The sequence below is a fragment of the Enterococcus sp. AMC1086 genome, from assembly GCF_058216575.1.
The window spans coordinates 293,988-320,678 of record NZ_CM177100.1 but is presented as its reverse complement, the minus strand read 5'-3'; the positions used below and the strand labels follow the sequence as shown (position 1 = coordinate 320,678).

General features: G+C 37.0%; 27 protein-coding genes. 8 read left to right on the top strand and 19 right to left on the bottom strand.

Annotated elements, in window-relative coordinates; all coding sequences use genetic code 11:
• Positions 1–8: 8 nt before the first annotated feature.
• Complete coding sequence (locus tag AC4BC4_RS01580; RefSeq protein ID WP_490476553.1) at positions 9–404, bottom strand: DUF1801 domain-containing protein; 396 nt, start codon at positions 402–404, stop codon at positions 9–11.
• Between the two features lie 127 nt (positions 405–531).
• Positions 532–1,257 (bottom strand): YebC/PmpR family DNA-binding transcriptional regulator, encoded by a 726-nt coding sequence (locus AC4BC4_RS01575; protein WP_490476552.1) that lies wholly within the window; start codon positions 1,255–1,257, stop codon positions 532–534.
• A gap of 395 nt (positions 1,258–1,652) precedes the next feature.
• On the opposite strand from AC4BC4_RS01575, the gene AC4BC4_RS01570 reads away from it, so the two are divergent.
• The 3 genes from AC4BC4_RS01570 (at position 1,653) to AC4BC4_RS01560 (ending at position 5,312) form a co-directional block, all read left to right on the top strand.
• Positions 1,653–2,423, top strand: a complete 771-nt coding sequence (locus AC4BC4_RS01570; protein ID WP_438757555.1) for a MurR/RpiR family transcriptional regulator — start codon at positions 1,653–1,655, stop codon at positions 2,421–2,423.
• A gap of 184 nt (positions 2,424–2,607) precedes the next feature.
• Positions 2,608–4,107, top strand: coding sequence for a maltose/glucose-specific PTS transporter subunit IIBC (malX, locus tag AC4BC4_RS01565; RefSeq protein WP_490477336.1), 1,500 nt, complete (start codon positions 2,608–2,610; stop codon positions 4,105–4,107).
• Positions 4,108–4,118: 11 nt separating this feature from the next.
• Positions 4,119–5,312 (top strand): MalY/PatB family protein, encoded by a 1,194-nt coding sequence (locus AC4BC4_RS01560; protein WP_490476551.1) that lies wholly within the window; start codon positions 4,119–4,121, stop codon positions 5,310–5,312.
• Positions 5,313–5,365: 53 nt separating this feature from the next.
• Here AC4BC4_RS01560 and AC4BC4_RS01555 read toward each other — a convergent pair whose 3' ends face one another.
• Together AC4BC4_RS01555 and AC4BC4_RS01550 are read right to left on the bottom strand one after the other, a co-directional pair.
• On the bottom strand, positions 5,366–5,575 hold the full coding sequence (locus AC4BC4_RS01555; RefSeq protein ID WP_438757557.1) for a hypothetical protein: 210 nt from the start codon (positions 5,573–5,575) through the stop codon (positions 5,366–5,368).
• 186 nt (positions 5,576–5,761) lie between these two features.
• Positions 5,762–6,265 carry a VanZ family protein gene (locus AC4BC4_RS01550; RefSeq protein ID WP_490476550.1) on the bottom strand — a complete coding sequence of 168 codons (504 nt, stop codon included), beginning with the start codon at positions 6,263–6,265 and terminating at the stop codon, positions 5,762–5,764.
• A 122-nt stretch (positions 6,266–6,387) separates the two neighbouring features.
• Here AC4BC4_RS01550 and AC4BC4_RS01545 point away from each other — a divergent pair, with 122 nt between their 5' ends.
• A complete protein-coding gene (locus tag AC4BC4_RS01545; RefSeq protein ID WP_490476549.1) occupies positions 6,388–8,193 on the top strand; it encodes a M3 family oligoendopeptidase in 1,806 nt (601 codons plus the stop codon).
• A 106-nt stretch (positions 8,194–8,299) separates the two neighbouring features.
• On the opposite strand, the gene AC4BC4_RS01540 is transcribed toward AC4BC4_RS01545, so the two are convergent.
• The 6 genes from AC4BC4_RS01540 to rpsO form a co-directional block, all read right to left on the bottom strand.
• The gene (locus AC4BC4_RS01540; protein ID WP_490476548.1) at positions 8,300–9,586 is read right to left on the bottom strand and encodes a coiled-coil domain-containing protein; all 1,287 of its coding nucleotides are present in this window, start codon (positions 9,584–9,586) and stop codon (positions 8,300–8,302) included.
• Between the two features lie 353 nt (positions 9,587–9,939).
• Positions 9,940–11,262, bottom strand: coding sequence for a coiled-coil domain-containing protein (locus AC4BC4_RS01535; RefSeq protein WP_490476547.1), 1,323 nt, complete (start codon positions 11,260–11,262; stop codon positions 9,940–9,942).
• 239 nt (positions 11,263–11,501) lie between these two features.
• Positions 11,502–12,011, bottom strand: coding sequence for a rod shape-determining protein MreD (gene mreD / locus AC4BC4_RS01530; protein WP_438758840.1), 510 nt, complete (start codon positions 12,009–12,011; stop codon positions 11,502–11,504).
• 7 nt (positions 12,012–12,018) lie between these two features.
• On the bottom strand, positions 12,019–12,879 hold the full coding sequence (gene mreC, locus AC4BC4_RS01525) for a rod shape-determining protein MreC (RefSeq protein ID WP_438757562.1): 861 nt from the start codon (positions 12,877–12,879) through the stop codon (positions 12,019–12,021).
• Positions 12,880–13,062: 183 nt separating this feature from the next.
• Positions 13,063–15,177, bottom strand: coding sequence for a polyribonucleotide nucleotidyltransferase (pnp, locus tag AC4BC4_RS01520; protein WP_438757563.1), 2,115 nt, complete (start codon positions 15,175–15,177; stop codon positions 13,063–13,065).
• Positions 15,178–15,388: 211 nt separating this feature from the next.
• Positions 15,389–15,658, bottom strand: a complete 270-nt coding sequence (gene rpsO / locus AC4BC4_RS01515) for a 30S ribosomal protein S15 (protein WP_010770485.1) — start codon at positions 15,656–15,658, stop codon at positions 15,389–15,391.
• A 282-nt stretch (positions 15,659–15,940) separates the two neighbouring features.
• Here rpsO and def point away from each other — a divergent pair, with 282 nt between their 5' ends.
• Complete coding sequence (gene def / locus AC4BC4_RS01510) at positions 15,941–16,504, top strand: peptide deformylase (RefSeq protein WP_490476546.1); 564 nt, start codon at positions 15,941–15,943, stop codon at positions 16,502–16,504.
• A 55-nt stretch (positions 16,505–16,559) separates the two neighbouring features.
• Here def and AC4BC4_RS01505 read toward each other — a convergent pair whose 3' ends face one another.
• The 3 genes from AC4BC4_RS01505 to AC4BC4_RS01495 all read right to left on the bottom strand — a co-directional run bounded on the left by AC4BC4_RS01505 (position 16,560) and on the right by AC4BC4_RS01495 (position 18,901).
• A complete protein-coding gene (locus tag AC4BC4_RS01505) occupies positions 16,560–17,336 on the bottom strand; it encodes a Cof-type HAD-IIB family hydrolase (RefSeq protein WP_438757565.1) in 777 nt (258 codons plus the stop codon).
• A gap of 22 nt (positions 17,337–17,358) precedes the next feature.
• Complete coding sequence (locus AC4BC4_RS01500) at positions 17,359–18,006, bottom strand: DNA alkylation repair protein (protein WP_490476545.1); 648 nt, start codon at positions 18,004–18,006, stop codon at positions 17,359–17,361.
• Between the two features lie 97 nt (positions 18,007–18,103).
• A complete protein-coding gene (locus AC4BC4_RS01495) occupies positions 18,104–18,901 on the bottom strand; it encodes a formate/nitrite transporter family protein (RefSeq protein WP_438757567.1) in 798 nt (265 codons plus the stop codon).
• A 497-nt stretch (positions 18,902–19,398) separates the two neighbouring features.
• On the opposite strand from AC4BC4_RS01495, the gene rpsD reads away from it, so the two are divergent.
• Positions 19,399–20,010: a 30S ribosomal protein S4 gene (gene rpsD, locus AC4BC4_RS01490; RefSeq protein ID WP_438757568.1), complete on the top strand. Its 612-nt coding sequence runs from the start codon at positions 19,399–19,401 to the stop codon at positions 20,008–20,010.
• A gap of 199 nt (positions 20,011–20,209) precedes the next feature.
• Here rpsD and AC4BC4_RS01485 read toward each other — a convergent pair whose 3' ends face one another.
• Together AC4BC4_RS01485 and AC4BC4_RS01480 are read right to left on the bottom strand one after the other, a co-directional pair.
• Entirely contained in the window at positions 20,210–20,884 is a 675-nt protein-coding gene (locus AC4BC4_RS01485; RefSeq protein WP_490476544.1) for an ABC transporter ATP-binding protein, read from the bottom strand.
• Positions 20,885–20,902: 18 nt separating this feature from the next.
• The gene (locus AC4BC4_RS01480; RefSeq protein ID WP_438757570.1) at positions 20,903–21,988 is read right to left on the bottom strand and encodes an ABC transporter permease; all 1,086 of its coding nucleotides are present in this window, start codon (positions 21,986–21,988) and stop codon (positions 20,903–20,905) included.
• Positions 21,989–22,180: 192 nt separating this feature from the next.
• Between AC4BC4_RS01480 and lepB the strand changes: the two genes are divergently transcribed.
• Together lepB and AC4BC4_RS01470 are read left to right on the top strand one after the other, a co-directional pair.
• Positions 22,181–22,726 carry a signal peptidase I gene (gene lepB, locus AC4BC4_RS01475; protein WP_438757571.1) on the top strand — a complete coding sequence of 182 codons (546 nt, stop codon included), beginning with the start codon at positions 22,181–22,183 and terminating at the stop codon, positions 22,724–22,726.
• 107 nt (positions 22,727–22,833) lie between these two features.
• Positions 22,834–23,277, top strand: a complete 444-nt coding sequence (locus tag AC4BC4_RS01470) for a hypothetical protein (RefSeq protein WP_490476543.1) — start codon at positions 22,834–22,836, stop codon at positions 23,275–23,277.
• 120 nt (positions 23,278–23,397) lie between these two features.
• Here the strand turns inward: AC4BC4_RS01470 and AC4BC4_RS01465 are convergent, their stop codons facing one another.
• The 4 genes from AC4BC4_RS01465 to trpB form a co-directional block, all read right to left on the bottom strand.
• Positions 23,398–24,012: a DUF1054 domain-containing protein gene (locus AC4BC4_RS01465; RefSeq protein ID WP_490476542.1), complete on the bottom strand. Its 615-nt coding sequence runs from the start codon at positions 24,010–24,012 to the stop codon at positions 23,398–23,400.
• A 32-nt stretch (positions 24,013–24,044) separates the two neighbouring features.
• Positions 24,045–24,614: a GNAT family N-acetyltransferase gene (locus AC4BC4_RS01460; protein WP_490476541.1), complete on the bottom strand. Its 570-nt coding sequence runs from the start codon at positions 24,612–24,614 to the stop codon at positions 24,045–24,047.
• A gap of 74 nt (positions 24,615–24,688) precedes the next feature.
• Positions 24,689–25,456: a tryptophan synthase subunit alpha gene (gene trpA / locus AC4BC4_RS01455; protein WP_490476540.1), complete on the bottom strand. Its 768-nt coding sequence runs from the start codon at positions 25,454–25,456 to the stop codon at positions 24,689–24,691.
• On the bottom strand, positions 25,453–26,646 hold the full coding sequence (trpB, locus tag AC4BC4_RS01450; protein WP_490476539.1) for a tryptophan synthase subunit beta: 1,194 nt from the start codon (positions 26,644–26,646) through the stop codon (positions 25,453–25,455). The genes trpA and trpB overlap by 4 nt, the downstream gene beginning before the upstream one ends.
• Between the last annotated feature and the right edge of the window lie 45 nt (positions 26,647–26,691).

Here is a 26,691-nt window from a genome sequence, read left to right as displayed (position 1 = left end):
TCTTTCGCTTATCTCTTATGATAAGTCAATGCTTGTTCAATACAAAAAACCAATTCATTGATGGGTAATTCTTTTTCAGGATCAAGTACAATTGCCCGATTTTTAGAAAACTCGAAAACATCATGAAATAATGCTCTAAATTCCTCCACCAATGTTGTTTGACATTGAAAGAAGAGGGCAATTTTTTCATCCCCAAAACGATCGATACGAATGGGACTACCAGATTTGCTGCTTTTTGTTGCATAGGATGGCTGATTCCACTTTAAACTTTCTTCCAACTCACCAACAATCGTCAAACTCGCTGCAGTATCAAAAATTAATTCTCGAAGTGCAAGTAATGGTTTTCGGTAACGTTCAGGATACTGTTCAAAAACTGTCACTACCTCATCTGCCATTTCTTTCATTATATCCCTCTTTTTATTTTATAGAGATCCATCATTCTTAGTGATCAGCTACACATTTATTTGGTAACTATAAAGTAACATAGAAATGCTGACATCTTTGAGTCATCATTTATTCTTTTAAAAGAAATTACATATCAGCTGAGGTGAAAACATCCGATACATCATCATCTTCTTCTAATTTATCAATCAAAATTTGCAGTTGCTCTTGTTGATCTTCATTTAGCTCTACCAATGTTTGCGGCACCATCGTCAATTCAGCTTGTGCCAATGTATAGCCGTCTTTTTCTAAGGTATCTCTAACTGTGGTAAAATCTTCTGGTGCTGTATAAATTTCAAATACTTCTGTCGATGTTTCCAAATCTTCTGCTCCTGCTTCCAGTATATTTTCAAACATCGTCTCTTCATCAACAGAAAGATTTGAGCGCTCGATCGCAATGTAGCCTTTACGATCGAACATATAGCTAACTGAACCTGTTTCGCCTAAAGAACCGCCATTTCTAGTAAAAGCAACTCGGACATTCGTTGCTGTACGGTTACGATTATCTGTCAAAGCATAAACTAAAATCGCAACACCCGCTGGTCCATATCCTTCATACGTAATTTCATCATAATGTTCAGTTTCACCTGCGCTACTGGCTTTTTTAATTGCACGATCGATATTATCATTGGGCATATTCGCCGCTTTTGCTTTGTCCATTACAAGCCTTAATGCCGCATTTGTTGCAGGATCAGTCCCGCCAGATTTAGCTGCTACGTAAATTTCCCTTGATAATTTTTGAAAAATCTTTCCCCGTTTTGCATCTTGTGCATTTTTTCTACCTTGAATATTTTTCCACTTGCTATGACCTGCCATTGATTATTCCTCCTATTCTAAAAGCTGAAAGAGCTTGCTCAGCCTTGACAGGAAAATAGGAAAAAATAACTGAGACGTTCTCTGGCTCATTTATTTTTTATTTTTTTCCCGAAAGGCTAGCTCTTGAAGCTAGATAACACAAAAGCTGAACAGACTCATTCAACCTTGACAGAAAAATAGGAAAAATTGAGTAGGACGTTCCTTGTCTCGCTCCATTTTTATTTTTTTCCGAAAGGTTAGTCTGCGAAGCTAGATAACACTATCGCTGAATGATCCTACAACGTTCGTTTACCTTCTATTTTACTATGCTTGTAAATAGTTGCAACCTTTACTCTTGATCCATCCGTTTGCTATACTAATAATCAGACAGTATTCCATTGAAAAGAGGTAAAATTGTGAGCATATTTTTAAAGAAACTCCAAAAACATCAAGACAAACTCAGCCGGCTAGAAAAACAAGTTTTAGCTTATATTATTGAACATCCAGAAGAAATTGCTCAAAGTCGTATTGACGAGATCGCCAAAAAAATATATGTTTCAACTGCAACAATTAGCCGAACAAGTAAAGCATTGGGCTATAGTGGTTTTCAAGAGTTCAAATATACGTTAATCCATCATTTAGAAGAAGAACAGCGACCAGCCTATCAACCTTCAGCTAATTTCACTCAACTAGCTGAACGTGTCCAAAATGAAATCAGCGAAACCTTACAATTAGTGAATCAAGAATACCTCGACGCAGGTGCAATGCTGCTTGCGAATAGTCAGCGAGTAGAATTTTTTGGTGTAGGCAGCTCTTATTCCTGCTGTTTTGAAGCTGCACGTAAGTTGACTTTTGCTGGTAGAATTGCTAACGCGCGAGAAGACTGGGATGAATTGAGAATCGTTGCCAAACATTTAACAACAACAGATGTTGCGATTCTTGTCAGCTATAGCGGTGAAACGAATCTCCCCTTAGAGTACGTTGCGATTTTAAAAGAAAAAAAAGTACCCATCATCGCAATCGTTGGTTCTGCCAATAGTCCTCTTGAAGAATTAGCTACATTGGTCTTTCATGTCAAAGTTACGAACGGTTATTATGGTGATATCGACATGAGCTCTCGAATTCCGATGCATCTTGTTTTAGAACTGTTGATTCTTCATTATATCGAAACTTATGTAGAAAAATGAAACAGCATACATTTTTTGTAAATCCTTTCTACTTTTTTGAAAGCGCTTGTTTTTTAATTTTTCCCCACGTACACTGGAGCTACTATAAAAGAAAATATTTATTTTTCTTATCTAAAGGGGGAATACTACTGTGAAAAAGAAATTTAGTTTTTGGGAATTTTTTCAAGGTATTGGAAAAACATTTATGTTACCTGTAGCCTTGCTCGCTTTTATGGGATTGATTTTAGGCATCGGCAGCTCGTTTTCTAGTCCAACGACAATTGAACTATTGCCATTTTTAGACCAGCCTTGGTTACAAGTGATTTTTCGCTTTATGTCTACCGTTGGCGGATTCGCTTTTACCTACTTGCCATTATTATTTGCAATGGCCATTCCATTAGGCTTGGCCCGTAATGAAAAAGGAGTTGCAGCTTTTTCTGGTTTTGTCGGTTATGTTGTCATGAACTTATCCATTAATTTTTATTTGACTGAGACAGGCAAATTGGCAGAGCCAGACCACCTCCGTGAAGCAGGACAAGGAATGGTTTTAGGAATACAATCGATAGAAATGGGCGTTCTCGGCGGTATTATTGTTGGAATCATCGTGTACTTGCTGCATAGTAAATTCTATACGATACAATTACCAGATGCTTTTGCTTTTTTTGGTGGAGCACGGTTTATTCCAATCATCACCACACTTGTCATGGCGATCGTGGGGATTTTAGTCCCAATTATTTGGCCACTATTCGCACTTGGAATCAATAGCGTGGGCTTTATGATTCAAAAAGCAGGAATTTTTGGTCCATTTTTATTTGGCGCAGGTGAGCGTTTGTTATTACCTTTTGGTTTGCATCATATTTTGGTTTCAATGATTCGCTTTACTGAAGCTGGTGGGACACAAATCGTGGATGGTCAAAGTATATCTGGTGCCTTAAATATCTTTTATGCACAACTTCAAAGTGGTTCACCCATCAGTCCAGCTGCAACAGCCTTCTTGTCACAAGGAAAAATGCCAACGTTTATGTTTGGTCTCCCAGCTGCAGCTTTAGCAATGTATCAAACAGCATTGCCTCAAAATCGGCATAAAATTAAGGGTTTATTGATTTCTGGAGTCATTGCTACTTTTGTCACAGGTATTACAGAACCAATCGAATTTTTATTCTTATTTATTGCCCCTGTATTATACGGATTTCATGTGATCATGACAGGATTGGGCTTTATGATCATGGCGCTGCTTCAAGTTGTGATTGGCAATACAGATGGTGGTGTATTAGACTTTTTAATTTTTGGTGTCTTACAAGGAACGTATACAAAGTGGTTTTTCGTTGTGATCGTTGGTGCCATCTGGTTTGCGTTGTATTATGTTGTATTCAAATTTGCGATTCAAAAATTCAACTTAAAAACCCCTGGTCGAGAACTCGTCACTGAAAATGTTTCTGAAACAGAACGAACGTATAAGAAAAAAGGAAACTACAATGGTCCACTGATTCTTGATGCTTTAGGCGGGACTACAAATATCGTTTCGCTAGATAACTGTATCACACGACTACGTTTAGTTGTAGACGATATGAGCGTTGTAGATGAACAAGAACTGAAAAATCAAGGAGCTATCGGCGTTATTAAATTAGATTCAACTAATCTTCAAGTTATTATTGGGACTCAGGTCGCGACTGTAAAAAATGAACTAGAAAGTTTGATGGAATAGGACGTAAACAGATGAAAGATAAAATTGATTTTGATAAAATTATTGATCGAAAAGGCACTTTTTGTACACAATGGGATTATATCGCTGACCGCTTTGGTGAAGCTGATTTGCTTCCCTTTACTGTCTCTGATACTGATTTTGCTGTCCCTGACGAGATTTTAGAGACTCTTCAACATCGTTTGAGTCACCCCGTTTTCGGCTATACTCGCTGGAATCATAATCCCTTTAAAGAAAGTATTCAACAGTGGTATCGCAAACGTTTTGATTATAAGCTGAATAGTGATTGGATCGTTTATAGTCCTTCTGTCATCTATTCGATTTCTAAACTAATTGAATTGAAGTCGACAATCGGGGATCAGATTATTGTTCAAACCCCTGCTTACGATGCTTTTTTTAAACTGATCGATGCACAAAATCGAACGTTGATTGAAACAAAACTTCTCTACCAAAATAACCAATATACTATAGATTTTAACGACTTAGAGCTAAAACTAAAACACCCAGACAGCCGAATTTTTTTATTGTGTAGTCCCCATAACCCGACTGGCCGGGTTTGGACGCAAGATGAACTGACACAACTCATCTATCTTTGCGACAAACATAAGGTCTTCCTAATTTCAGATGAAATTCATATGGATATTTTGCGAAATACTGAGCAGCACTCTCCTATTTTTAAGTACGCAGTAAATCCAAACAATTTTGCTTTATGTACCTCAGCAAGCAAAACATTCAATACTCCTGGTCTAGTGGCTTCTTATCTGATGATTCCAGATATTGCTTTGCGGGAACGTTTTTTGACACTACTAAAAAACCGCGATGGCCTTTCATCTACCAGTATTTTGGGAATGGTAAGCACAATCACAGCTTACACTCAATGTGACTATTGGCTAGATCAGTTAAATCATTATCTAGATCAAAATGTCCAGTTGGCAGAAGACTTCATCCAAGAACATTTACCTGAACTAACCGTTGTGTCCGCCCAAGCCACGTACTTACTTTGGATCGATTGTTCTAACTTGTCTTTTTCAATGGAGGAAATTCAAAACGCTCTTGTAACACATGGAAAAGTCGCTATTATGAGTGGAGCGACCTATGGTGAAGCAGGTGCCTCATTCCTACGTTTAAATATTGGCTGCTCCAAAGAAAAATTACTTGAAGGGTTACAACGGCTTAAAAAAAGTATTGTATACTTAAAAACAATATAAAAAAGCAAGGTAAATCAACATTTTTCAACAGTTGCCTTACCTTGCTTTTTTATTTAATCAATCATTTCAAAACGAACCTCAACACCACGTAATACAAACAGTCCACCGTCTTTAAATGGCACCGTACATTCTTCTTGAGTTCCACTTAATAGTTGAATATTAATGCATTCTGTATCTGGAAAAATACGATAAGCTAGCATCCCCAAGCTAGGAATCGTTGCAGTATCTCTAGTCTTGCTTTTATTAATAGCGATAATCTCCATAATCAATCACTCCTCGTCTTATTATAGAATGAATTCTTTTAAATTCCACTATGTTCTACATAAGAGTTTTTTCATTTGACGATAATAATGGTATTTTATCTTCTAGTACCTCTTATCCATCAATTTTTTTTCAGCTCCTAATAATATAAAAAAAGCAAGACTCCGCTCAACAAAGTCTTACTTCCGTTATTTTTTCCTCATTTTTTTAATACCAATCACAAGTAAACACAAAACAATTGCCGTCAGAGCTCCGATAGAATCTAACATCACATCCTGAAATAGTGGTGTCCGTCCTCCTGTCAGCATTTGATGGTATTCATCTAAACCAGCGTATCCCGTAGCCGTAAGCCACGCCACAATACCAATCAAAAGCGGTTGTTTGATTTTCATATTCAATCCAATGAACCAACTACCGCCTAACAAAAAATACGTCCCAAAATGAGCGCCCTTACGAATGAAGAACTCTACAAATTTTGAATATCCTCTCGCTTGAATACTTATTTCACTACCAGCATAGTTAAATGAAATTCCTTTTAACTGTTCTTTAAATGGATGATTGCTGAATAGCTTATCTATTAGGCCCACTTGAGATTGTTGTTCATAGGTTTGAGAAGAACTATAAAATAAAATAGCCATGATCAAAAAAGCTAGAAATATATATGAATTACTATTTTTTAACTGTTTTTTCAATTTGTCACCTCGTTTCAGATACTATTATTATAATTGTTTTTTTTAATAAAATAAACAAGCACTCAATCTTTTTTTCTTATGATATACTAGAAGAAATAGATTTAAGAAAGAAGGAATCAGATATGACGTATTCACTTGTTTGGGATTTAGATAGCATTTTTCCTGGGGGCAGCCACTCCGTACAATTGGAACAAAGATTAACAGAATTGAAAGAGCAAAGTCATACCTATCACCAATTGATCGAACAATGGACACCAGGAAATGATGCTGACTATCAAGAATTACAACAAATTTTAGCTTTACAGGGAAAAATTTCTGATGGTTTTTCTCAATGTAACAGCTTTATCACAGCTCTATCATCCGCTGACACAAAAGATAAAAAAGCTAAAATCTTATCTGGTGATTTGTTTTCATTATTACCTGCAATTCAACTAGCAGAAACAATTTTTACAAAAAAATTGACAGAAATTTCTGATGAACATTGGGAAATCTTGACAACTTTACCTGTCTTTGAAAATATTGCATTTCGTTTAAATGAAATTCGTCGTGACGGTAAGCAACTCTTATCCGAGCAGGAAGAAAACATTATCAACACATTATCTTTAGATGGGCTTAATGCTTGGAGTAGCCATTATGATACGATTGTGGCTAGCATTTCGATTCCATTTAAAGAAGGAGATCAGACACTATCACTTTCAGCTGGACAAGCTTTCAATCGGATGATGAGTGATCCTAACACAGATGTTCGTGCAAAGCTATTCAAAGAATGGGAAAAAGCTTGGAATGAAAAAGCCCCATTACTAGCAGATACGTTGAATCATTTGGATGGCTTCCGTTTGAGTGAATACAAATTGCATGGTGTCACAGATTTCTTAGAAAAACCACTAAACTATAACCGCATGCAAAAAGAAACTCTAGACGTGATGTGGGCAACGATTCAAAAAAATAAAAAACCTTTTATCGATTTCTTGACTCGTAAAGCGCAATTATTTGGAAAAGAAAAAATGGATTGGCAAGACCAAGATGCTCCGATTATTTTAGGAGACTTAGAAGAAAAAGCATATAGTTTTGACGAGGCAGCCGAGTTTATTCTGAAAAATTTCGAAAAATTCAGTCCTAAAATGGCAACATTCGCGAAAGGTGCTTTTGAAAAAAGTTGGATCGAGGCAGAAGATCGCCCAGGTAAACGCCCAGGCGGCTATTGTACAGAACTTCCTGAAACGAAAGAATCAAGAATTTTCATGACATTTGGAAATTCAATCAACGAAGTCGCAACATTGGCTCATGAATTGGGTCATGCATTCCATAGCAGCGTGATGTGGGATCTTCCTGCACTTGATCGGGAATACGCAATGAACGTCGCAGAAACGGCTAGTACATTCGCAGAATTGATTGTTGCAGATGCAACGCTTAAAGAAGCGAAGTCACCTGAAGAAAAAATCAATTTATTAGACACCAAGATGCAAAATGCAATTGCAATGTTTATGAATATCCACTCTCGTTTTATTTTTGAAAATAGCTTTTATGAAGCGCGCCAAAAAGGATTGCTTAGTGAAGATGAAATAACAGAATTGATGCTTGACGCTCAAAAAGAAAGTTATCAAGATAGTTTAGGAACTTATCATCCTCATTTTTGGGCAAGTAAATTGCATTTCTTTATTGACGATGTGCCGTTTTATAATTTCCCGTACACATTCGGCTATTTGTTCAGTATGGGAATTTACGCTTATGCTAATAAACAAGGCAGTGATTTTGAGGATCAATATATTGCCTTACTTCGAGATACTGCATCTATGACTTCAGAAGACTTGGCTAAAAAACATCTTAATGTCGATTTAACCAAACCTGATTTCTGGCAAGCAGGGATCGATCAAGTGATCAAAGATGTGAATGAGTTTATGGAACTAACGGAAGAGTATATTAAATAGTATTAAGAAGCTTCAACGCATTTTTTGTTGAAGCTTCTTTTTAAATTACATACAAAAAAAGAATCAGACAATTGTCTGATTCTTTAAATTATTAAGATAAACTTGATTACATACGTACAGCAAAACTTGGTGTAAATGAGCCAACATTGCTGTATTCAACGCCTGTACTTTCGTTACCAGCGTGAATATAACCGCCGCCACCTGTAGCGATCGCTACATGGTAAGAAGCACCTGGGCTACCCCAGAAGTATAAATCTCCAGCTTGCGCTTCTCCTACAGAGATGCGTGTACCAGCACTTTCTTGTGCAACTGTATAGCCACCGACATTACGGCCAGATGATTGCATGAATGAGTAGTATACTAAACCAGAACAGTCAAAACTATTTGGTCCTTTAGCACCCCAAACATATGGTTTACCAACTTGTGCTGCTGCAATAGCAATCGCAGAACCGCCAGTTGGTGGTGTTGGTGTTGGTGTTGGTGTTTTATCTTCTTCCTTTGGAGCTGGTGGTGGTGTAACTGCTCCGCCACCACCATTATTAACAGGAGGTGTTACAACTCCTGAATTATTATTTTCTGTTGAGTTATTTGTTGGTTCTTCAGTAGATGAAGCAGTTGTACTTGGTGCTGTTGCTTTAGTTGCTGCAGCTTCTTCAGCAGCTTTTTTAGCATTCGCTGCTACTACTTTTTCTTGTTCAGCAATACGTGCTTGTTCTGCGATTGCTGCTTCTTTTTCTTGTACTAGTCCAGCTTTTTGATCTTCTGCAGTTGCTCTTTCAGCAGCTAATGTTGTTTGTAATACATTCAAATCTGCTTCTGCTTTAACAAGATCGCCTTTTTGAGCTTCAAGTTCTACTTGGTTATCTTGTAGTTCTTGTAATTTTTCTTCATTTTCAGTTTTCTTTGTTTCAACTGTTTTTTTGTCTTCTTGTTGTTGTTTTACTAAACTATTGTTTGCTTTAACAATAGTAGACATTGCTGTTATACGAGTAATAGCATCAGAAACTGATTTTGAGTTCAACAATGTATCCATGTAGCTAGTGCTGTTCCCGTTCACTTGTACATCACGTGCTTGATTTTTGATAGCAACTTCGCGTTTGTCGATACGTTTTGTTAATTGCGTAATTTCTTTTTCTAAGTTAGTAGATGTTTTTCTTAATTTGTTTTGTTGTGCTAGCAATGTTCCTGCTTTTTCGTTAATAGAAGCTACTTGATCTTGTACTGCAGCCACTTGGCTTTGAGCGTCAGCTTCTTGAGATTTCAATCCTGAAATTTTTTGGTCTTTTTGTTGAATTTTAGAGTCCACTTCGTCTGCTAATGTGATTGCTGGAAAAGCTACAGATGTAAGGGCTAATGAGCAAGTCATTAGTAATGGTAATATACTTTTTTTCAAAATTCATTCCTCCGACTTTTACTATTAATAAATTCATTGTTTGAGTAATTTTCATTCTTATTATTGACAACGAAACCATTGTAGCATAATCACATGTCATACATATAAAAATAATGTTACAGGAGTATTTCATTTTTGAAAGTTGAATATGACATTTGATATATTGTCATATTAACTGACTAAAAATATATGGATTACAGCTTTTATATTCTTTTATGTTGACTACTATGTCATAAACAAAAAAAACGCCGTACGCTGTACAAAGTCGTTTATTGCTTTAATACAAAAAACTCCCATTAGCAATATCAATCGTCTTTGCTAATGGGAATTTTACTTTCATTTAAACTATATTACTATCCTGGAAAACGCCATACAACAGCTCTAAAGTTTGCTGCATAGGGACTTGGAGTCCAGCCTGTAGTTGTTGACACATAACCAGAACCTGCTGGATTATTGGATTCAACGATCTGGACTGAACTACCGTTGACTCCCACGACTAGAACAGTATGAACACCATCTAACCAAGCATCTGGACTAAGAGAGTTTTCGTATTGAACGACATCTCCAACCTGAACATCAGACCAAGAGACTTGAACTGCTCCTGATTGAGTATATCCGCTATGTGGACCTCCTGGTGAGAATCTAACACCTGCTGCATTTAGCCAATTTTGCACGGCTACAATACACTCACCACTTTGTCCCCAACCTGTTGGATTTGTTTGACCAACAGAATTCAAAGCGATTTGCGCTGCTCTTTTCTTCGCTTCAGACACACCACCAGTACCGATACTGCTACCACCGCCATTATTACCGTTGTTTTTTCCTGGTGTTGGCGCCGCAGCTGTTCTACTTGTTGTGCCATTTTCTTCTACAAGATTGGTTTGTGTAAGACCTGGATTTGCAGCTTGTGCTTCAGCAAGTTCCTTAGCAGCTTGTGCTTCGGCTTTTCTTTGTGCTTCGGCTTGTTTTACTTGCTTCGCTTGTTCTTGTTCTAATTTCTTTTGTGCTGCTGCTTTTTGTTCAACATACTCAGACTTTTTGTTTTCTTCTGTTGAGCGTTGTGCTTGTAACTCATTTTTAGCAATTTCTTGTTCAAGTTTCAATGTATCTAAAGAAGCTTGTTTATCTGCTAATTCTTTTGTAGAAGTCTCTAATACAGAGATTTGCGACTCCACTGTCTTTGTCTTTTTTTCTACATCTTCTTTATCAGAAGTTTGTTGTGCTAATAGATCATTGTTCGCACTAACGAGTGCTGTAATGCCTTGTACTCTGCTGATTGCATCAGAAATAGACTCAGAATTGACGATCACATCTAAGTAGCTAGTACTTGTTCCACTTACTTGAACATCACGAGCTTGATTACGCATTTGAACTTCTCTTTTTTGAATACGAACATTCAAATCAGAAATCTCACCATATAATTTCGTGATTTCTTCTTTAAGTGCTTTTTTCTTGGCCGTTAATTCATCAATTTTAGTCGCTGTAGTCAGCATATCTGATTCGATTGTTGCTAATTTAGTTGCAGCTTCTGATTCTTTTGTTTTTAGCCCATCGATGATTGCATCTTGCTTTTCGATCTTTGTATCATAGTCATCGGCAACTGCAGCCATCGGCAACACAGCTGAAGTAAGTGTGATTGAGCAAACCATCAATGCTGATAATATATTTTTTTTCACTCTTTATTCCTCCGGATTTACTTTATACATTTATAATTTATGTGTACTATTTCGGTTTTATGTTTCTTGACAACAATCTCATTGTATCATAGCAGTATGACATACAGATAAACAGTATATTACAAAATTGTTTCATGCAACATAATTAAATAACGTTTGATATTATTCAACACACTAGAAATTCATAATGTTAAATAACGATTTTTCGCAACATCCCCAAATTCAAAAAAAGAAAAAGACTACTCGTTAGCGAATAATCTTTTTAGTGGATAGGAAAAAATAACAAATATCAACATATTAAAAAGCAACGTTGGACCTAAAACCTTCGTGATAAATAATAATGGTGCAACATTTGATATATGAAAAATAATTTGGAGTCCCATTGCAATCAATTCATACGTAGTTACAAAAATAATCATACCAAAAAATGCTGTTAGCAGATTTGTGTGAACCACTCGTTGGAATCGGTACATCATCATAACTGTTGCCGTCAGTGCAACAGTATAAATACCAATGATCCCGATATAATAACTGTCGCAAATCATCCCCAAGATAATCGCCGTAATTAGTAAATAACGTCTAGACAGATTAGGGACTGCCATCAAAAAAGCCAGCAACAGGAAATGAGCATTTGGAAAATAAACATTATCAGTTACATTCCGCGCAGCTTGAGTCAATTGACCATCGATCAGCATCAGTACAAAGAAAACTACTGGCGCATAGTATTTAACATTTTCTTTTCGGATCACTTGCATCTTACTCCCCCGCTCCAGCTAGTCTCTTAATGATCGTTACAACGGGGATATTATACATTTCAGCATAAGGCTTAACATAAACTTCACGATCTAAACCAAAACTGTCTGGTTTCACTTTTTGAACCACACCAACTGGTAAATTCGCTGGAGAATTTTGACCTAGCCCAGATGTTTGAACAACATCACCTTCTTTGATCTCCATATCTCCTACTAACTGGCTGATGATCAATGTATTATCTTTATCATTGTAATTTTTCAAAAGGCCATATGAATCTCCATTTTCAGAATTGACTTTAACTGGGAAATGGTTAGAATTTTGATTTTTAGATGTTAATAGTTCTACTTTAGAAGACGTCGCATTCACTTCAACCACCCGACCAATCAACCCTTTTTGGGCTAAAACTGCCATATTTGGTTTGATACCGTCATTTGAACCTCGGTCAACAACTAATAAATCTTGCCACATATCCGGTGAACGAGTAATAACTGTTGCTGTTACTTTTTCATAATTCCCCAATGTTTCGTTTAATTCTAATTCTTTTTTTAATGTTTCGTTTTCTTTTTTTAAGTTATCATTTTGGATAGAAAGTTCACCATATCCATCGATTCTTTCTTTTAAGCGTTCATTTTCGTCATAGGTCTTAAAAAGTGTGCTGATTGATGATACTCCGCTTCCGATGACTTTACCTGGAAATGAAATCACTTTGTCAACAAACCCTACGCTATCGTTGACTGCTGATTGACCAAGATTGGCTTTTCCGCTGTTTGCTCTGTGAGCTGCAGTCAAACTAATGATCGTAACCACGATAATCACTACGATCAGCGTGATAATTATATTTTTATTTGGATTAAATTTTTTCACATCGACACCCCGAATAATCTTTAGACTGATAGCAATAATTTTACCACTAATTAGAGGCAAACAAAAGAGCTGTGGTGCGTCTTTACCTATTTTTATTAAATAAAGCTCATTTCCAAGAAAAAACAGAGTAGGCTAAATGCCTCACTCTGTTAGAAAAGTAAAATCAAACGCAACGTGTATTGCTTATTTTTCTTTATTTTCTTCAGTCAACAATGCTTTGCGTGATACGTTCACACGACCTTGTTTATCGATTTCGGTAACTTTTACAAGTACTTCATCGCCAAGTTTCACAACGTCTTCTACATTGTTTACTCGTTCATTGGCTAATTGAGAAATATGAACTAAACCATCTTTTCCTTTGATCAAATTAACAAAGGCACCAAATTTTTCGATACGAACGACTTTACCAAGATAAACTTGTCCAACTTCCACTTCTTTTGTTAATTCTTCAATGATCTTGATTGCTTTTTTGATCATATCAGCATCAGCAGAGGCAATACTTACATTACCTTCTTGATCGATATCGATCTTAACACCCGTTTCATCAATGATACCATTGATTGTTTCTCCGCCTTTACCAATAACATCTTTGATTTTTGCTGGAGCAATTTGGATCATTTCGATTTTCGGTGCGTATTTGCTTAACTCTGGACGAGGTTCAGCTAACGTTGATGTCAATTCAGCAAGAATTTCCATACGTGCTTTTTTCGCTTGAGTTAATGCTTCTGTCAAGATTTGTTCAGTGATCCCTTGGATTTTGATATCCATTTGCAAGGCTGTAATTCCATCTTTTGTTCCAGCAACTTTAAAGTCCATGTCGCCTAAGTGATCTTCTAATCCTTGGATATCTGTTAAAATTGTATAGTTTTCGCCATCACTGACAAGACCCATTGCAATTCCTGCAACTGGTGCTTTGATCGGCACACCAGCATCCATCAATGCTAAGATTCCTGCACAGATACTTGCTTGTGAAGAAGAACCATTTGATTCTAAGACTTCTGATACCACACGGATCATGTATGGGAAATCAGCTTCATCAGGAATAATTTGTGCCATCGCACGTTCACCTAAAGCACCGTGACCGATTTCACGACGGCCAGGTGATCCAGCACGACCTGTTGAACCTACAGAAAATTGCGGAAAATTATAATGATGAATGAAACGTTTGCTATCTTCTACACCTAATCCATCAATGATTTGATGTTCGCCAAGTGGTGCTAAGGTCACTACAGACAACGCTTGTGTTTGTCCTCGAGTAAATAAACCAGAGCCATGAACACGTGGTAAAATGCCAACTTCTGAAGCCAATGGACGGATTTCGTCTAATTTACGGCCATCAGGACGGATTTTATCGATCGTAATCAATTCACGAACCACGTCTTTTTCTAAATCTTCAGCGATTTGTTTTACTTCTTTTCCTACTTGCGCTTCTTCTTCATGACCAGCAAATTTTTCAGCATACGCTTCTTTTAATTGATCTTTGATTGCATCGATATTGACTTCGCGAGCTAATTTTTCTTCTGTCATCACGGCTTCTTTCATTGAAGCGTAGTAGGCATCGAATATTTCTTTTTTCAAGTCAGCATCAACTTGTAATAATTTGATTTCCATTTTTTCTTTACCAACAGCGGCAACGATTTCTTCTTGGAAAGCCACTAATTCTTTGATGGCGTCAAAACCGAAAAGTAACGCACCTAGCATATCTTCTTCAGATACTTCTTTGGCACCACTTTCAACCATGTTAATGGCTTTTTTCGTTCCAGCAACTGTTAATTCGATATCTGTTTTTTCAGATTGTTCAACTGTTGGGTTCAATACGTATTCACCATCAACACGACCGACATCAACACCTGCAATCGGTCCGTCAAATGGAATATCTGAAATTGCTAACGCCAGTGATGAACCAAACATTGCCGCCATTTCTGGTGTGCAGTCTTGTTCCACGCTCATTACAGTATTTGTGATTTGAACTTCATTACGAAATCCTTCCGCAAACATTGGACGAATCGGACGGTCGATCAGACGAGCTGTCAATGTAGCACGTTCGCTTGGACGACCTTCACGTTTGATAAATCCACCAGGAATTTTACCTACGGAGTACATTTTTTCTTCGTAATTCACTGTCAATGGAAAGAAATCAAAATCTCTCGCATCTTTTGAAGCAACAGCCGCACTTAATACGACGGTCTCCCCATAACGAACTAATACTGCGCCATTTGCCTGTTTGGCTAATTGGCCGACTTCAACTTGTAATGGACGTCCGCCCCAAGTTGTTTTGAATACTTGTTTTTCTGACATATATCTCTTCTCCTTCGATTCTTCGGAAAAGTTAGACTGCTACTAAACAAATGAAAAGATTCAAAAAATTGAGTCCTTTTATTTGGTTAGTAGATTCATTCCACCCTTCCAAAGATAATGATTTTTTAGTATTTTAAGGATAACTAGACCTTTGCTTTTAAATAAGCTAAAAAGCGAGGTTCATTATGAATCTCGCTTTTCCAGTGTTTGATTAACGACGTAATCCTAAACGTTCGATCAATACGCGGTAACGTTGGATGTCAGTCTTACGTAAGTAAGCTAACAAGTTACGACGGTGACCAATTTTTTTCATTAGTCCACGGTAAGAATGGTGATCTTTTTTGTGAACGCGAGCGTGTTCATTCAAGTGATTGATATCAGCAGTCAATACAGCAATCTGTACTTCTGGTGAACCAGTATCTCCTTCATGACGCGCGTATTCGCTAATGATTTCGTTTTTCTTTTCTTTTGACATTGCCATGTTTTTCACCTCTTCTTTAATAGTCATCTTCTTACTGAGTAATGCGTTGGTGATTCGCACAACCAAGTAATAGACGGTATGTTTTCATACAGTTACACTTTACAGGAAAGTTGTTCATAATGCAAGACCCAGCTCAATTTCCTTCCTGTTTTTTGATCAATTTATTCCCACTACTAATAATTTTGTGATAAACTGTATAGGCGAATAAATACATTGATGGAAAGATTTAGTTTCAAACTGAGACTGATCTAGACTTTTAACTATAGAAGGAGGGATTATCCTATGATTACCATGGAGGATATTATCCGCGAAGGAAACCCAACACTTAGAGAAGTGGCCAAAGAAGTAGCTGTGCCACAATCTGATGAAGATATAAAATTAGGCGAAAAAATGATGGAATTTTTAAAAAACAGTCAGGATCCTGTTAAAGCAGAAGAATTAGGCTTACGAGGCGGCGTCGGTTTAGCTGCACCTCAATTAGATATTTCTAAACGTATCATCGCAGTACATGTACCAAATAGTGATTTGGAAAATCCTGAACCAACATTGAGCGCAGTAATGTATAACCCTAAAATTTTAAGCCACTCCGTTCAAGATGCTTGTCTGGGTGAAGGGGAAGGTTGTTTATCTGTCGACCGTGAAGTGCCAGGTTATGTAGTCCGCCATAATAAAATCACGCTCTCTTATGTAGATGCAACTGGTGAGAAACACAAAATTCGTTTAAAAAATTATGAAGCAATCGTCGTTCAACATGAAATCGATCATTTAAATGGTGTGATGTTTTATGATCACATCAATGCAGAAAATCCTTATGCTTTGAAAGATGGCGTTTTGGTGATTGACTAAAAAAAGTGATCTGTACAAAACCGTTTGAGTTTGTATAGATCACTTTTTATTATCGTTAAATCGCCTTTAATTCTTTCAACGCTTTCCAGATTCCATCATTATCATTGGTATCTGTCACGATTTTTGCTTCTTTTTGAATATGAGACAAAGCATTCCCCATTGCTACACCAATTCCAGCTTCTCGTAGCATTTCACGGTCGTTTTCACCATCGCCAAACGCAACGATATCTTCACGAGCAATCCCAACACGGTCTGCTAAATTCAGTAAAGTCGCAGCTTTAGAGCCATTCTTAGGGACAATATCCACACTTTCAGAATGCCAGCGAATAAATCGGAATTTAGAAAATTCACGATCAAAAATCCCCTCTGCTGAATCATCATAGAAAGCCAATGCTTGATACACATCATTTTCTTTTTGGAAATTCAAATCATATTCTGGTGCTTTAAAATCGATTGATCCCATCGCTTCAGCCACTTGAGCACGACGGTGATGATTATTTTTTTTCACATCATCTAAACCAACATAAGCCAATCCGATTTCTCTTTTTTCTACTTCTTTGGCAAAACGGTTTAATTCGTCTTGGTCTAGTAGATTTTGGTAATACTGTTCATGATCTAAAAATGCGGCTGCTCCATTACAAAGGACATAATTGGAAAAATCTAAGTCTAAAATAATATCTTGCGCCATAAAACGGCTGCGACCTGTTGCAATTGTTACAAGATGTCCTTGTTGTCTTAACATCTTTAATGCTTCTCGTGTGCTCTCCAACGGTTGTCTGTCGGTTCCAAGCAATGTTCCATCAATATCAAATGCAAAAAGTTTTCTTCTCATGGCGTAATAACTCGCTCGCTTTCTATGTTTTTGGCAAATACTTACTGCCCTCTCTAATAGCTAATGGGCTTAAATCAGTTGACTTGATCAAGTCTTCGACCCAAGATGGATCAATTTTACTATGTTGACGCAAAGACCAGCCAATTGCTTTTTGAATAAAGAACTCATCTGTAGTTTTATCATAAATGATGGCTTTTTTCAATAACACAGTATTTGTTTTTTCTTTATATAACAATTGCAAATTGATGGCAATTCGCCTGTGCCAAAAATTCTCTTCAGCAAAAAAGGCGTCAAATAACTGAGGCATTTCTTCTAAATAGTGAAATCCCCAAAGTCCAAAAAATTTACGCCACGCATCTACGCTATCCCACCAAACCTTTTCTACAACAAAAGGTTTAAATCGCAGCATTTCTTCAAAAGAGAATCGTTTGTAGTTAGCCGTTGCTAAATCGATTGCGACATATTGGTATTCTCGCTCTCGTTTATTATAATAAAAACTAATTAAGTCAAATAACTCTGAAAACGGTAATTTTTTGCTGGCTTTTAAGAGCTCTTTTTCCAATATAGCACGCTCAGATGCAGGAATGCCTGCAAAAGGAAATAAATGCTTCATGTATGCCGACATTTGCTCCGCCTTGTCTTTATTTTTTGGAAAAATCACTTCATCCATTTCACTGCTCCTTTTTCTTCTTTCTTCTATCTTACTTGAAATAACGTTAGACAGCAAAAAAACTGAAACGGAAAATCCGCCTCAGCTTCAAAATTTCTTAATCTAAATAAGTGGTATCTGCATTGTTCAGCCATGCATAACCCAATCCCATCACTAAGCCACCACCGATAAAGTTACCAATCAAGGCAAAGAATAGATTGTGTGCCACACTGCCAACAGTCATTGCTGCCATTGTTCCGTGAGAAGCAAAATACGCTAAACTAAACGCAGGGAAGTTGGCGATAACGTGTTCATAGCCTAAAAAAGCAAAGATAAAAATGATGAAAATGATTGCAGCAACTTTACCAGCATCATCTTTCATACGCATACTCACTAATACAGCAGTATTGACCACAATGTTCGCAAAAATACCTTCTACTAAAATCTGTGTTGTGGTTTTATCTAATTTTCCAGCAATCGAAGTAAAGAAGAAACTATCTGATGCTAAATCTTGATAAGGAACCGTCAATGAAATCAAATAACCAAAGAAAACACCACCGACTAAGTTAAATAGAATACACGTAACTAAAATTTTGGCCGCAAAAGACAAATTGATTTTTTTGCGATAAACACCAACTGTCATATACAGCATGTTCGAGGTTCCTAGTTCAGCATTCATATACAAAATCATAACAAGTGACCAGCTAAACATAAACGCATAAAGTATCTTGCCTAAGCCATGTGCCATATCTTCGCCTTTCATTGCGATTCCAAAAGCCACAGCTGTTCCTAAGGTCAAAAACATACAAGCTAGCACAGCGCGAAAAGCGTAGCGCATAAAACTATTTTGGAATAAGTTCATTTTTTTACTAATTGATTTGTCGATCTGCTCAAATAATGGCGATACAGGTTTCATTGTGTTTCTCCTTTTCAATTTGTTTTCATCTCATATTTTCAAAAACATCCTTTATCATTTTAAAGACTAGCAAGCGTTTTGTCTAGTGCTTTCTAAGATAAAAGAACGATTTTATTGAATTGATGTGATTTAGTGATTAAGAATAGAGAACTTCATGGACGATAACTTGATTATCTTCCTATCTATACCTAATATAATAGAACTCTACTACTTTCACAATTATTTAAAGATAACGACGTTTTTTAAATTGTTTTGTCTTTTGGAAAAAGCTTGAGTTATCCTCTTTTTTGCGTTATACTAATCTTTGTGTAAAATAATGCAGCAGAAAAATAATAGCTCGTCAACAGTTCATTGCCTTGATGTTTAGCTTTTCTCTTCAGGTTCAACTGCGTAACCACGGCTGCAAAGGGCGAAGGTTGAAGAATGAACTGAACGAATATGAATTTTTCAGAAGATTATTTTACTCCAAAAAACTTATTTTATTGGAGGAATTTTTAATGTCACGTTATACAGGACCATCATGGAAAATCTCTCGTCGTCTAGGTATCTCTCTATCAGGAACTGGTAAAGAACTAGCACGTCGCCCATACAAACCAGGACAACACGGACCAAACAGCCGTGGTAAAGTTTCTGAATACGGTATGCAATTAACTGAAAAACAAAAATTACGTCATATGTACGGTATGAACGAACGTCAATTCGTTAACTTGTTTATTAAAGCAAGCAAGATCAAAGAAGGTAAACACGGTGTTAACTTCATGATCTTACTAGAACAACGTTTAGATAACGTCGTTTACCGTTTAGGCCTTGCAACTACTCGTCGTCAAGCACGTCAATTAGTAAACCACGGTCACGTTACTGTAGATGGCAAACGCGTAGATATCCCTTCATACCACGTTGAAGTTGGTCAAGTGATTTCTGTTCGTGAAAAATCTCAAAACATCGTAACTTTAAAAGAAGCTGTTGAAGCTACTGTTGGACGTCCAGCATTTGTAAGCTTTGACGCTGAAAAATTAGAAGGAAGCTTCACTCGTTTACCAGAACGTGATGAATTATATCCTGATATCGACGAAGCTCTTGTCGTTGAATACTACAACCAAAAACTTTAAGATTTATATTGAGTTGGGCGAAAAACGTCCATCTACTCTTTTTAGAAAAACTTGCTCAAGCTTTATTGAGCAAGTTTTTTTATACAAAAAAAAGCTGAAACAGAAACTTTTCCCCGAAAGGATTGCTTCTGTTCCTGCCATTTATTCACAGTTAGGGTGTGAAACAAAAGTGAACGTTCCTTTTGTCCCACACCCTTTTTTATGATTTTTGTTTTTCCAATACGCCATCTTTCATCACAAATACTTCATCACAAAATTCAATCAAGCGCTGATCATGCGTTACCATGATCGTTGCTTTATTTTTTTCTTTCGTTTCTCGAGCTAAAATCTTTACCACTTCAAATGCTCTATCCGAATCTAAACTTGCTGTGGGTTCATCCGCTAAGATAATGGATGGATCATTATACAATGCCCGAGCGATCGCCACTCGCTGACGTTCCCCACCAGAAATTTCATCGGGGTATTTTTTCTTTAACTTTTCAATTCCAAGCTCTGTTAATAACTTGTTGACCTTATCCATATTAGTTTTCTCTTTTTTGACTTTATCCACTAAACGTAACTGTTTTTCCACAGTTAAAAATGGAACCAAATTGGATGCTTGCAAAATAAACCCAATTTCGGAAAAACGAATCTTAGAGCGTGTTTTTTCATTTTGTTTGCTAAATGCATCGTTATTTATCTTAACTTCGCCACTTGTCGGAGTTTGTAAGCCCCCTGCAAGTGTTAAAAACGTACTTTTTCCAGAACCACTTGGACCGATCACTGCGACAAACTGACCCTTTTCCACAGAAAAATTTGTGGATTTCAACGCTTCTATTGTCGTGTCGCCATCTAAAAACTGTTTATCAACAGCTGAAAATTCGATTGCCTTCATTATACATTCGCTCCTTTTCTATCCAATTGCTTTCAACGGATCGATTTTGACGATCGTTCGAACTGAGAACAGTGCACCTAATACCGCAATAACCAGCATGATTCCGCCTATCGACAGGAAAAACAGCCAGTTCGTTTGAAATGGAACAGCTGTTGGTAGCACTAATGCTGTTCCTACCGTACCAAGTAAACCTATACTTATCCCCAAAAATGCTAACACAAAGGTTTGTACAATCACAGAGACGGCAATATACATTCCAGAAATCCCTTGTGCTTTCATAATGCCAAAGATATTTGCTTTTTGCATGGTCAAGACATAAATAAAAATCCCTATAACAATTGCCGCAATCACGATCAAGAATCCGATCATAAACCCAAATGTCAGCACTTGAGCACTATATCCTGGTAACTCATTGATAAATTTTTTGATGCTGTAGCTAGTTAAACCATCGTCTTTTAAGTCAATATTTTTTAATGAGCCATCTTTTGCACGAAAAACAATCGCATTTACACGAGCATTTTCTGAAGTATCCGATTTTTCAAAACGAATCTGTTGAAATGCGTTAGTGGATACATACAATACTGGTGAGACATTAAACTTTGCATTGTCTGTAAATCCTACAACTTTAAGCGTTTTGTCACTGCCGGATAGTTTTATTGTGTCTCCAAGTTTAACATCATTTTCTTTTTTCAAACTGTTATCCACAACTGTTTCATTATCATTTGTGAACGGCTTGCCTTCAATGATATTTGGCATTAAAAATTCCTCTTTGTTGATGCCAAAAAAACTGGCGTTGATTTTTTCCGCATTCTTTTTATCTAGTTGGATCACCGCTGCTGTTTGCCCTAATGACGCTTTTTCTTTGGCTTTAACTTCATCTATTGATTTAATCGGAATCATCGACATATTGATATTTGTATTCGATTCATCAGACAAGACGATACCATCCGCCTGCCATTTATCCACAGCTGTTCGATTATCTTGCGCCAATCCATACGCTAATCCCGTTAAAAAAAAGACTAAATAAGAGATTAAAAACATCACACCAATAATCAGTGTATAGCGTAATTTTGAGCGCGTTATTTCATTCCAAGCTAAAAACATAATTTTTCCTCCTCCTTATCAATCGATAAGTTCTATAGAAAGTATAGCAAAGTTTAGAAATGACAACAAAATATTTGCTTAGGTATTTTCTTCAAAAAAAAGAAAAGGACATAATTTTTTCGATTTTTCTTCTTATTTATCAAAAATAATCTGATATACTAAAAGAAACAATAAGTAAAAAGGAGTTTTTACATGAAAAAGAAATATGGTACCCTTTATACAGTAATGCAGTTTGCAATGATTTTACTATTTGCACTTTTTTTGCGGACGTTTATTCTAACGCCTGTGCAAGTCGTCGGCATTTCGATGGAACCAACTTATCATGAATCGGATCGCTTATGGCAGACCTCTTTAGTTAGCCCAAAACGATTTGATATAGCAACATTTCCTAGCCCACGAAGCGGAAAACGAATCGTCAAACGCGTTGTTGGTCTGCCTGGTGATACGATTCGAATGGAAAATGATCAGTTGTATATTAATGATAAGAAATACGACGAACCCTATTTAGATGAATTTAAAGAAGCTTTGACTGACGGTCAACCTTTGACTGCCGATTTTACTTTAGCCAATAGTGCAGCGGGTCCTGCTACTATTGTGCCAGAGGGAAAATATTTTGTATTAGGCGATAATCGCCGAAAAACAGATGACAGCCGTTACTTTGGATTTGTGGATAAAGAGGCTATCGTGGGGGTTGTTTATTTTCGATATTATCCGTTGAATAAGATTGGGCTACAATAACTTATAATGAGCTGAGCATTGGAGTCCTTTTATTGAAAGCTGTATAATGTAAAAAACATTGTACAACTTTTTAATATGATCAATAAGCAGATGGAGTTGAGAAAAAAATGGAAAATTCACCAGAACTACTAGAGGGAGAATGGATAATACGAGGGACCAACTTTCCTCTTTGGTTGTCTAACAAACGAAGCAATCCTACTATAAAGTATGAAAAACTAGAAAATTCTCCCTTAACATTTTTGGATACCGTCAGCTATAAAAATAAAAAAAAGCAACAAAAACAGATAATTGGAGTCGATACCTATAAACAAAATCGATTTATTTGGAGAGGTCGTGGGTTTTTAAAGATTTTAAGTAGCAAATGGTCGGTCTTAACTGTCACTGATACTATCCTTGTCATCAAATTCGAGCGCTCTTTCTTAACACCTGCCGGTATCGATATTTTAGTTCGAAAAAGCATAGAGCTTGATGATCCAAAACAATTCATTTTAAGCTCCTTTGAGCAGTATACTATTACAACAAGTGAATTTGATAGTTTGGTTTGGCTTTAGAATACTCGAATCAACGTAGCAAAAGAACCGAGACAAAAATATTTAGCCAACTAGAGCGCCTCTGATAAAACGAAAAATCCGTTTTATCAGAGGCGCTCTAGTTTTTCTTAATTACTCTACTTATTGTAATCCAATCGCCAATTGATATAGTGGCAATAAGTCCTCATAAGTTTTCAACATATAATCACACGCTTTTTCTGGATCATTCAACAAGTCATCTGTCTTTCTAATAATCCTGCCAATTTGAAATTCCCCTTTTTTCACATCACGAAAGCGAGTTAAGTATTTCTCTAAATCTGCTTCATTCAAACGTTCGATCTCAGGTTGTGTATGATCCATCGACAGATAAAAATCATCATCCAATTGCTCAAATAACGTTTGATTGTCTAAAAAAGCTTGCGCAATTTCTTTTTCGTTTTTTGGATTGTCGATCAACGATAACCACATGAAAAGATAATCAGGCCAAATACCTAATTGAAAATGTGCTTCCATTTTATAGCCGCGTTTTTTTTGACTTAATGCCGACCATGTATTTTCTGGCGGATAAACCGTTCTGCGACGATGCTGAGCGATATGGACGAAAAATTCAGTTTCGAGCTTTTCACCTATTTTTTCAGCAAAATAATCATCTAATTCTTGAAATTTTGGTTGGATCGTGGAACGAATACCAGCCATTCTTGAATCCAGGCCCTCTATTGTAAAGACGTCAAAATCTTTTTCAGTAAACATTAACATGTATTCATTTCTCCTCTGAGCTATTCTGTCTTTTAGGCATGACGTTTTTGCCATTCCTCTAAAGTAATACCGAGCATCACGTCTGTAACGATTTTGCCTTTCCACATACGAGCATTGGGGATCTTTCCTTCTACTTTCATGCCGATTTTCTCCATTACACGTCCAGATTGAGGATTGTCGCTGTCGTGAGTTGCAAAGATCCGCATCAATTGCAGCTCTTCAAAACCTAGACGCAAGATTTCATTTGCTGCTTCCGGCATGTACCCTTTGCCCCAAAAATCTCGATTCAATGCGTAGCCGATTTCTGCAATATTATGCTGGTCTTCTACACGTAAATCAATTGTTCCGATAAATTTCCCAGTCTCTTTTAATTCAATGCCATATTTCCCAAGCGGCGCTGCTATAAAATAGTTTGCTACGCTTTCTTTTGTGTCTTTAATAGACTGATGGATTGGAAAAACATAAGTGACGGTCTCTTCATCGGAGGCATATTCATACATATCATGTGCATCGTTTATCGTTACAGGGCGTAAGCGTAAACGATTGGTTTCTAATAGTTGATTCTCTGCAAAAATCAAGTTTCGATTAATCACTATTTCCATAACTTCACCTGCTTTTTATACTACTTTACAGAAAGAAGGTCTCATAGGCAAGAGGAAAAATAAGAAATCTAGAATTAATTATTTAGTGCTTCTTCAATAAACCCTTGAACTTCGGCTTTTTTCCCTTCACTAAGTAGTTGAACGATCTTACTCCCCACAATCACACCGGCACAACTTTTTCTAAAGCGTGTGACATGTTCTTTAGAGGAAACTCCAAATCCTGCTAGTACAGGCTTATCACTGACTTTTTGAATATATGCTAAATGTTCGTCCAACGTTTCTTGATAGTTTCGCCCAACACCTGTTACACCATTAACGGCTACTGCATAAATAAATCCTTCACCTGATTCCACTAATGCCGGGATTCGTTCTTTCGGCGTTGTTAAGGCAATCAACGGAATCAACGAAATATCACTTTCTTTTAACAGCGGCGTTAATAATTCCTGATGCTCATAGGGCAAATCTGGAATGATTAGACCTTTTACATCTGTTTTGGCTAAATCTTGGATGAATGTTTCTAAACCATAGGCAAAAATCGGGTTAAAATACGTCATGATCACTAAGGGTGTTGTAGTTTTGATTTGCTTTAACTGCTGAATTATTTTTCGTAATGTTACTTTATTTTCCAAAGCTCTCAGACCTGCCGCTTGGATCACTGGACCATCTGCCACTGGATCTGAAAATGGAATTCCTAATTCGATCGCACTTACTCCGGCATCTGTTAGGAGCTGAATTTCATTCGCTAATTGATCTAGACCTTGGGCACCCGCCATGATATAAGGGATAAAAATCGTTTCATTGGCTTGTTGTTTCGCTTTTAGTTGCCTCGTTAATGATTTCATTGGTTTTCCTCCTTTGCCATCAATTCTTTGATTTGTTGTACATCTTTATCGCCACGCCCTGAAAGACACACGATGAGTTGTTTATCTGATCCAAGTTCTTTTGCGACTTTTAGCGCATGGCTAATAGCATGAGCGCTTTCTAATGCTGGAATGATTCCTTCTGTTTGGCATAATATTTTAAACGCATCCAATGCTTCTTGATCCGTCACCGACTCGTAGCTAGCTCTTTGTGTTTCGTTTAAATGGCAATGCTCAGGTCCAAGACCTGGATAATACAATCCCGCTGAAATCGAGAAGGCTTCTAAAATTTGACCATCTTCGTCTTGGAGCAGCTTCATCATGGCACCATGAAGGACACCTGTTTTTCCTTTGGTGATTGAAGCGGCATGTGCTTTTGTATCCAATCCTAATCCTGCTGCTTCAACGCCGATCAATGCAACATCATCATTAATAAATGGATAAAAAATTCCCATTGCATTACTACCACCGCCTACACAGGCAACGACTGCATCTGGTAATTTGTTTTCGACTTCTAAAAATTGGCGTCGAGCTTCGATTCCAATAATACTTTGATAATCTCGGACAATTTCAGGAAATGGATGTGGACCTAAGACAGACCCCATCACATAGTGAGTATCTTCAACATTGGCAACCCAAAAACGTAACGCTTCATTGACTGCATCTTTTAATGTTTCACTTCCAGAAGTCACACGTTCAACTTTAGCACCTAATAATTCCATGCGAAAAACATTCAATGCTTGACGATCCACATCGACGGCTCCCATAAAAATCGTACATTCCATGCCAAACAAAGCGGCCACTGTAGCAGTTGCTACACCATGTTGACCAGCGCCCGTTTCTGCGACGACTTTTTTCTTGCCCATTTTTTTCGCTAGCAAAATTTGCCCAATCGTATTGTTTATTTTGTGAGCACCAGTGTGGTTCAAGTCTTCTCTTTTCAGATAAATCTTAGCACCACCAGCAAAATCAGTTAAACGTTGCGCAAAATATAACGGATTTTCCCGTCCTACATATTGCTTTAAGTAATAATTTAACTCTTCTTGAAAAGCATCATCTATTTTCGATGCTTCATAAACTTCTTCTAACTCTTTCACAGCGTGCATCAATGTTTCTGGAACGAATTGTCCGCCGAACTCTCCATAAAATCCTTGGTTTGGTTGATTATACATACTATTCCTCCTTATAATTAAAGCTGAATGAGCCGATTAGCATCA

Bases quoted from the DNA above. Each gene is read 5' to 3' on its own strand.
- AC4BC4_RS01555 (WP_438757557.1), bottom strand. From the start codon at position 5,575: ATGGAGATTATCGCTATTAATAAAAGCAAGACTAGAGATACTGCAACG.
- AC4BC4_RS01460 (WP_490476541.1), bottom strand. From the start codon at position 24,614: ATGGAAATAGTGATTAATCGAAACTTGATTTTTGCAGAGAATCAACTA.
- AC4BC4_RS01545 (WP_490476549.1), top strand. From the start codon at position 6,388: ATGACGTATTCACTTGTTTGGGATTTAGATAGCATTTTTCCTGGGGGC.
- rpsO (WP_010770485.1), bottom strand. From the start codon at position 15,658: ATGGCAATGTCAAAAGAAAAGAAAAACGAAATCATTAGCGAATACGCG.
- rpsD (WP_438757568.1), top strand. From the start codon at position 19,399: ATGTCACGTTATACAGGACCATCATGGAAAATCTCTCGTCGTCTAGGT.
- AC4BC4_RS01560 (WP_490476551.1), top strand. From the start codon at position 4,119: ATGAAAGATAAAATTGATTTTGATAAAATTATTGATCGAAAAGGCACT.
- AC4BC4_RS01465 (WP_490476542.1), bottom strand. From the start codon at position 24,012: ATGTTAATGTTTACTGAAAAAGATTTTGACGTCTTTACAATAGAGGGC.
- pnp (WP_438757563.1), bottom strand. From the start codon at position 15,177: ATGTCAGAAAAACAAGTATTCAAAACAACTTGGGGCGGACGTCCATTA.
- def (WP_490476546.1), top strand. From the start codon at position 15,941: ATGATTACCATGGAGGATATTATCCGCGAAGGAAACCCAACACTTAGA.
- AC4BC4_RS01470 (WP_490476543.1), top strand. From the start codon at position 22,834: ATGGAAAATTCACCAGAACTACTAGAGGGAGAATGGATAATACGAGGG.
- AC4BC4_RS01485 (WP_490476544.1), bottom strand. From the start codon at position 20,884: ATGAAGGCAATCGAATTTTCAGCTGTTGATAAACAGTTTTTAGATGGC.
- trpB (WP_490476539.1), bottom strand. From the start codon at position 26,646: ATGTATAATCAACCAAACCAAGGATTTTATGGAGAGTTCGGCGGACAA.
- AC4BC4_RS01575 (WP_490476552.1), bottom strand. From the start codon at position 1,257: ATGGCAGGTCATAGCAAGTGGAAAAATATTCAAGGTAGAAAAAATGCA.
- AC4BC4_RS01495 (WP_438757567.1), bottom strand. From the start codon at position 18,901: ATGAAACCTGTATCGCCATTATTTGAGCAGATCGACAAATCAATTAGT.
- lepB (WP_438757571.1), top strand. From the start codon at position 22,181: ATGAAAAAGAAATATGGTACCCTTTATACAGTAATGCAGTTTGCAATG.
- AC4BC4_RS01500 (WP_490476545.1), bottom strand. From the start codon at position 18,006: ATGGATGAAGTGATTTTTCCAAAAAATAAAGACAAGGCGGAGCAAATG.
- AC4BC4_RS01580 (WP_490476553.1), bottom strand. From the start codon at position 404: ATGAAAGAAATGGCAGATGAGGTAGTGACAGTTTTTGAACAGTATCCT.
- AC4BC4_RS01505 (WP_438757565.1), bottom strand. From the start codon at position 17,336: ATGAGAAGAAAACTTTTTGCATTTGATATTGATGGAACATTGCTTGGA.
- AC4BC4_RS01480 (WP_438757570.1), bottom strand. From the start codon at position 21,988: ATGTTTTTAGCTTGGAATGAAATAACGCGCTCAAAATTACGCTATACA.
- trpA (WP_490476540.1), bottom strand. From the start codon at position 25,456: ATGAAATCATTAACGAGGCAACTAAAAGCGAAACAACAAGCCAATGAA.
- malX (WP_490477336.1), top strand. From the start codon at position 2,608: ATGTTACCTGTAGCCTTGCTCGCTTTTATGGGATTGATTTTAGGCATC.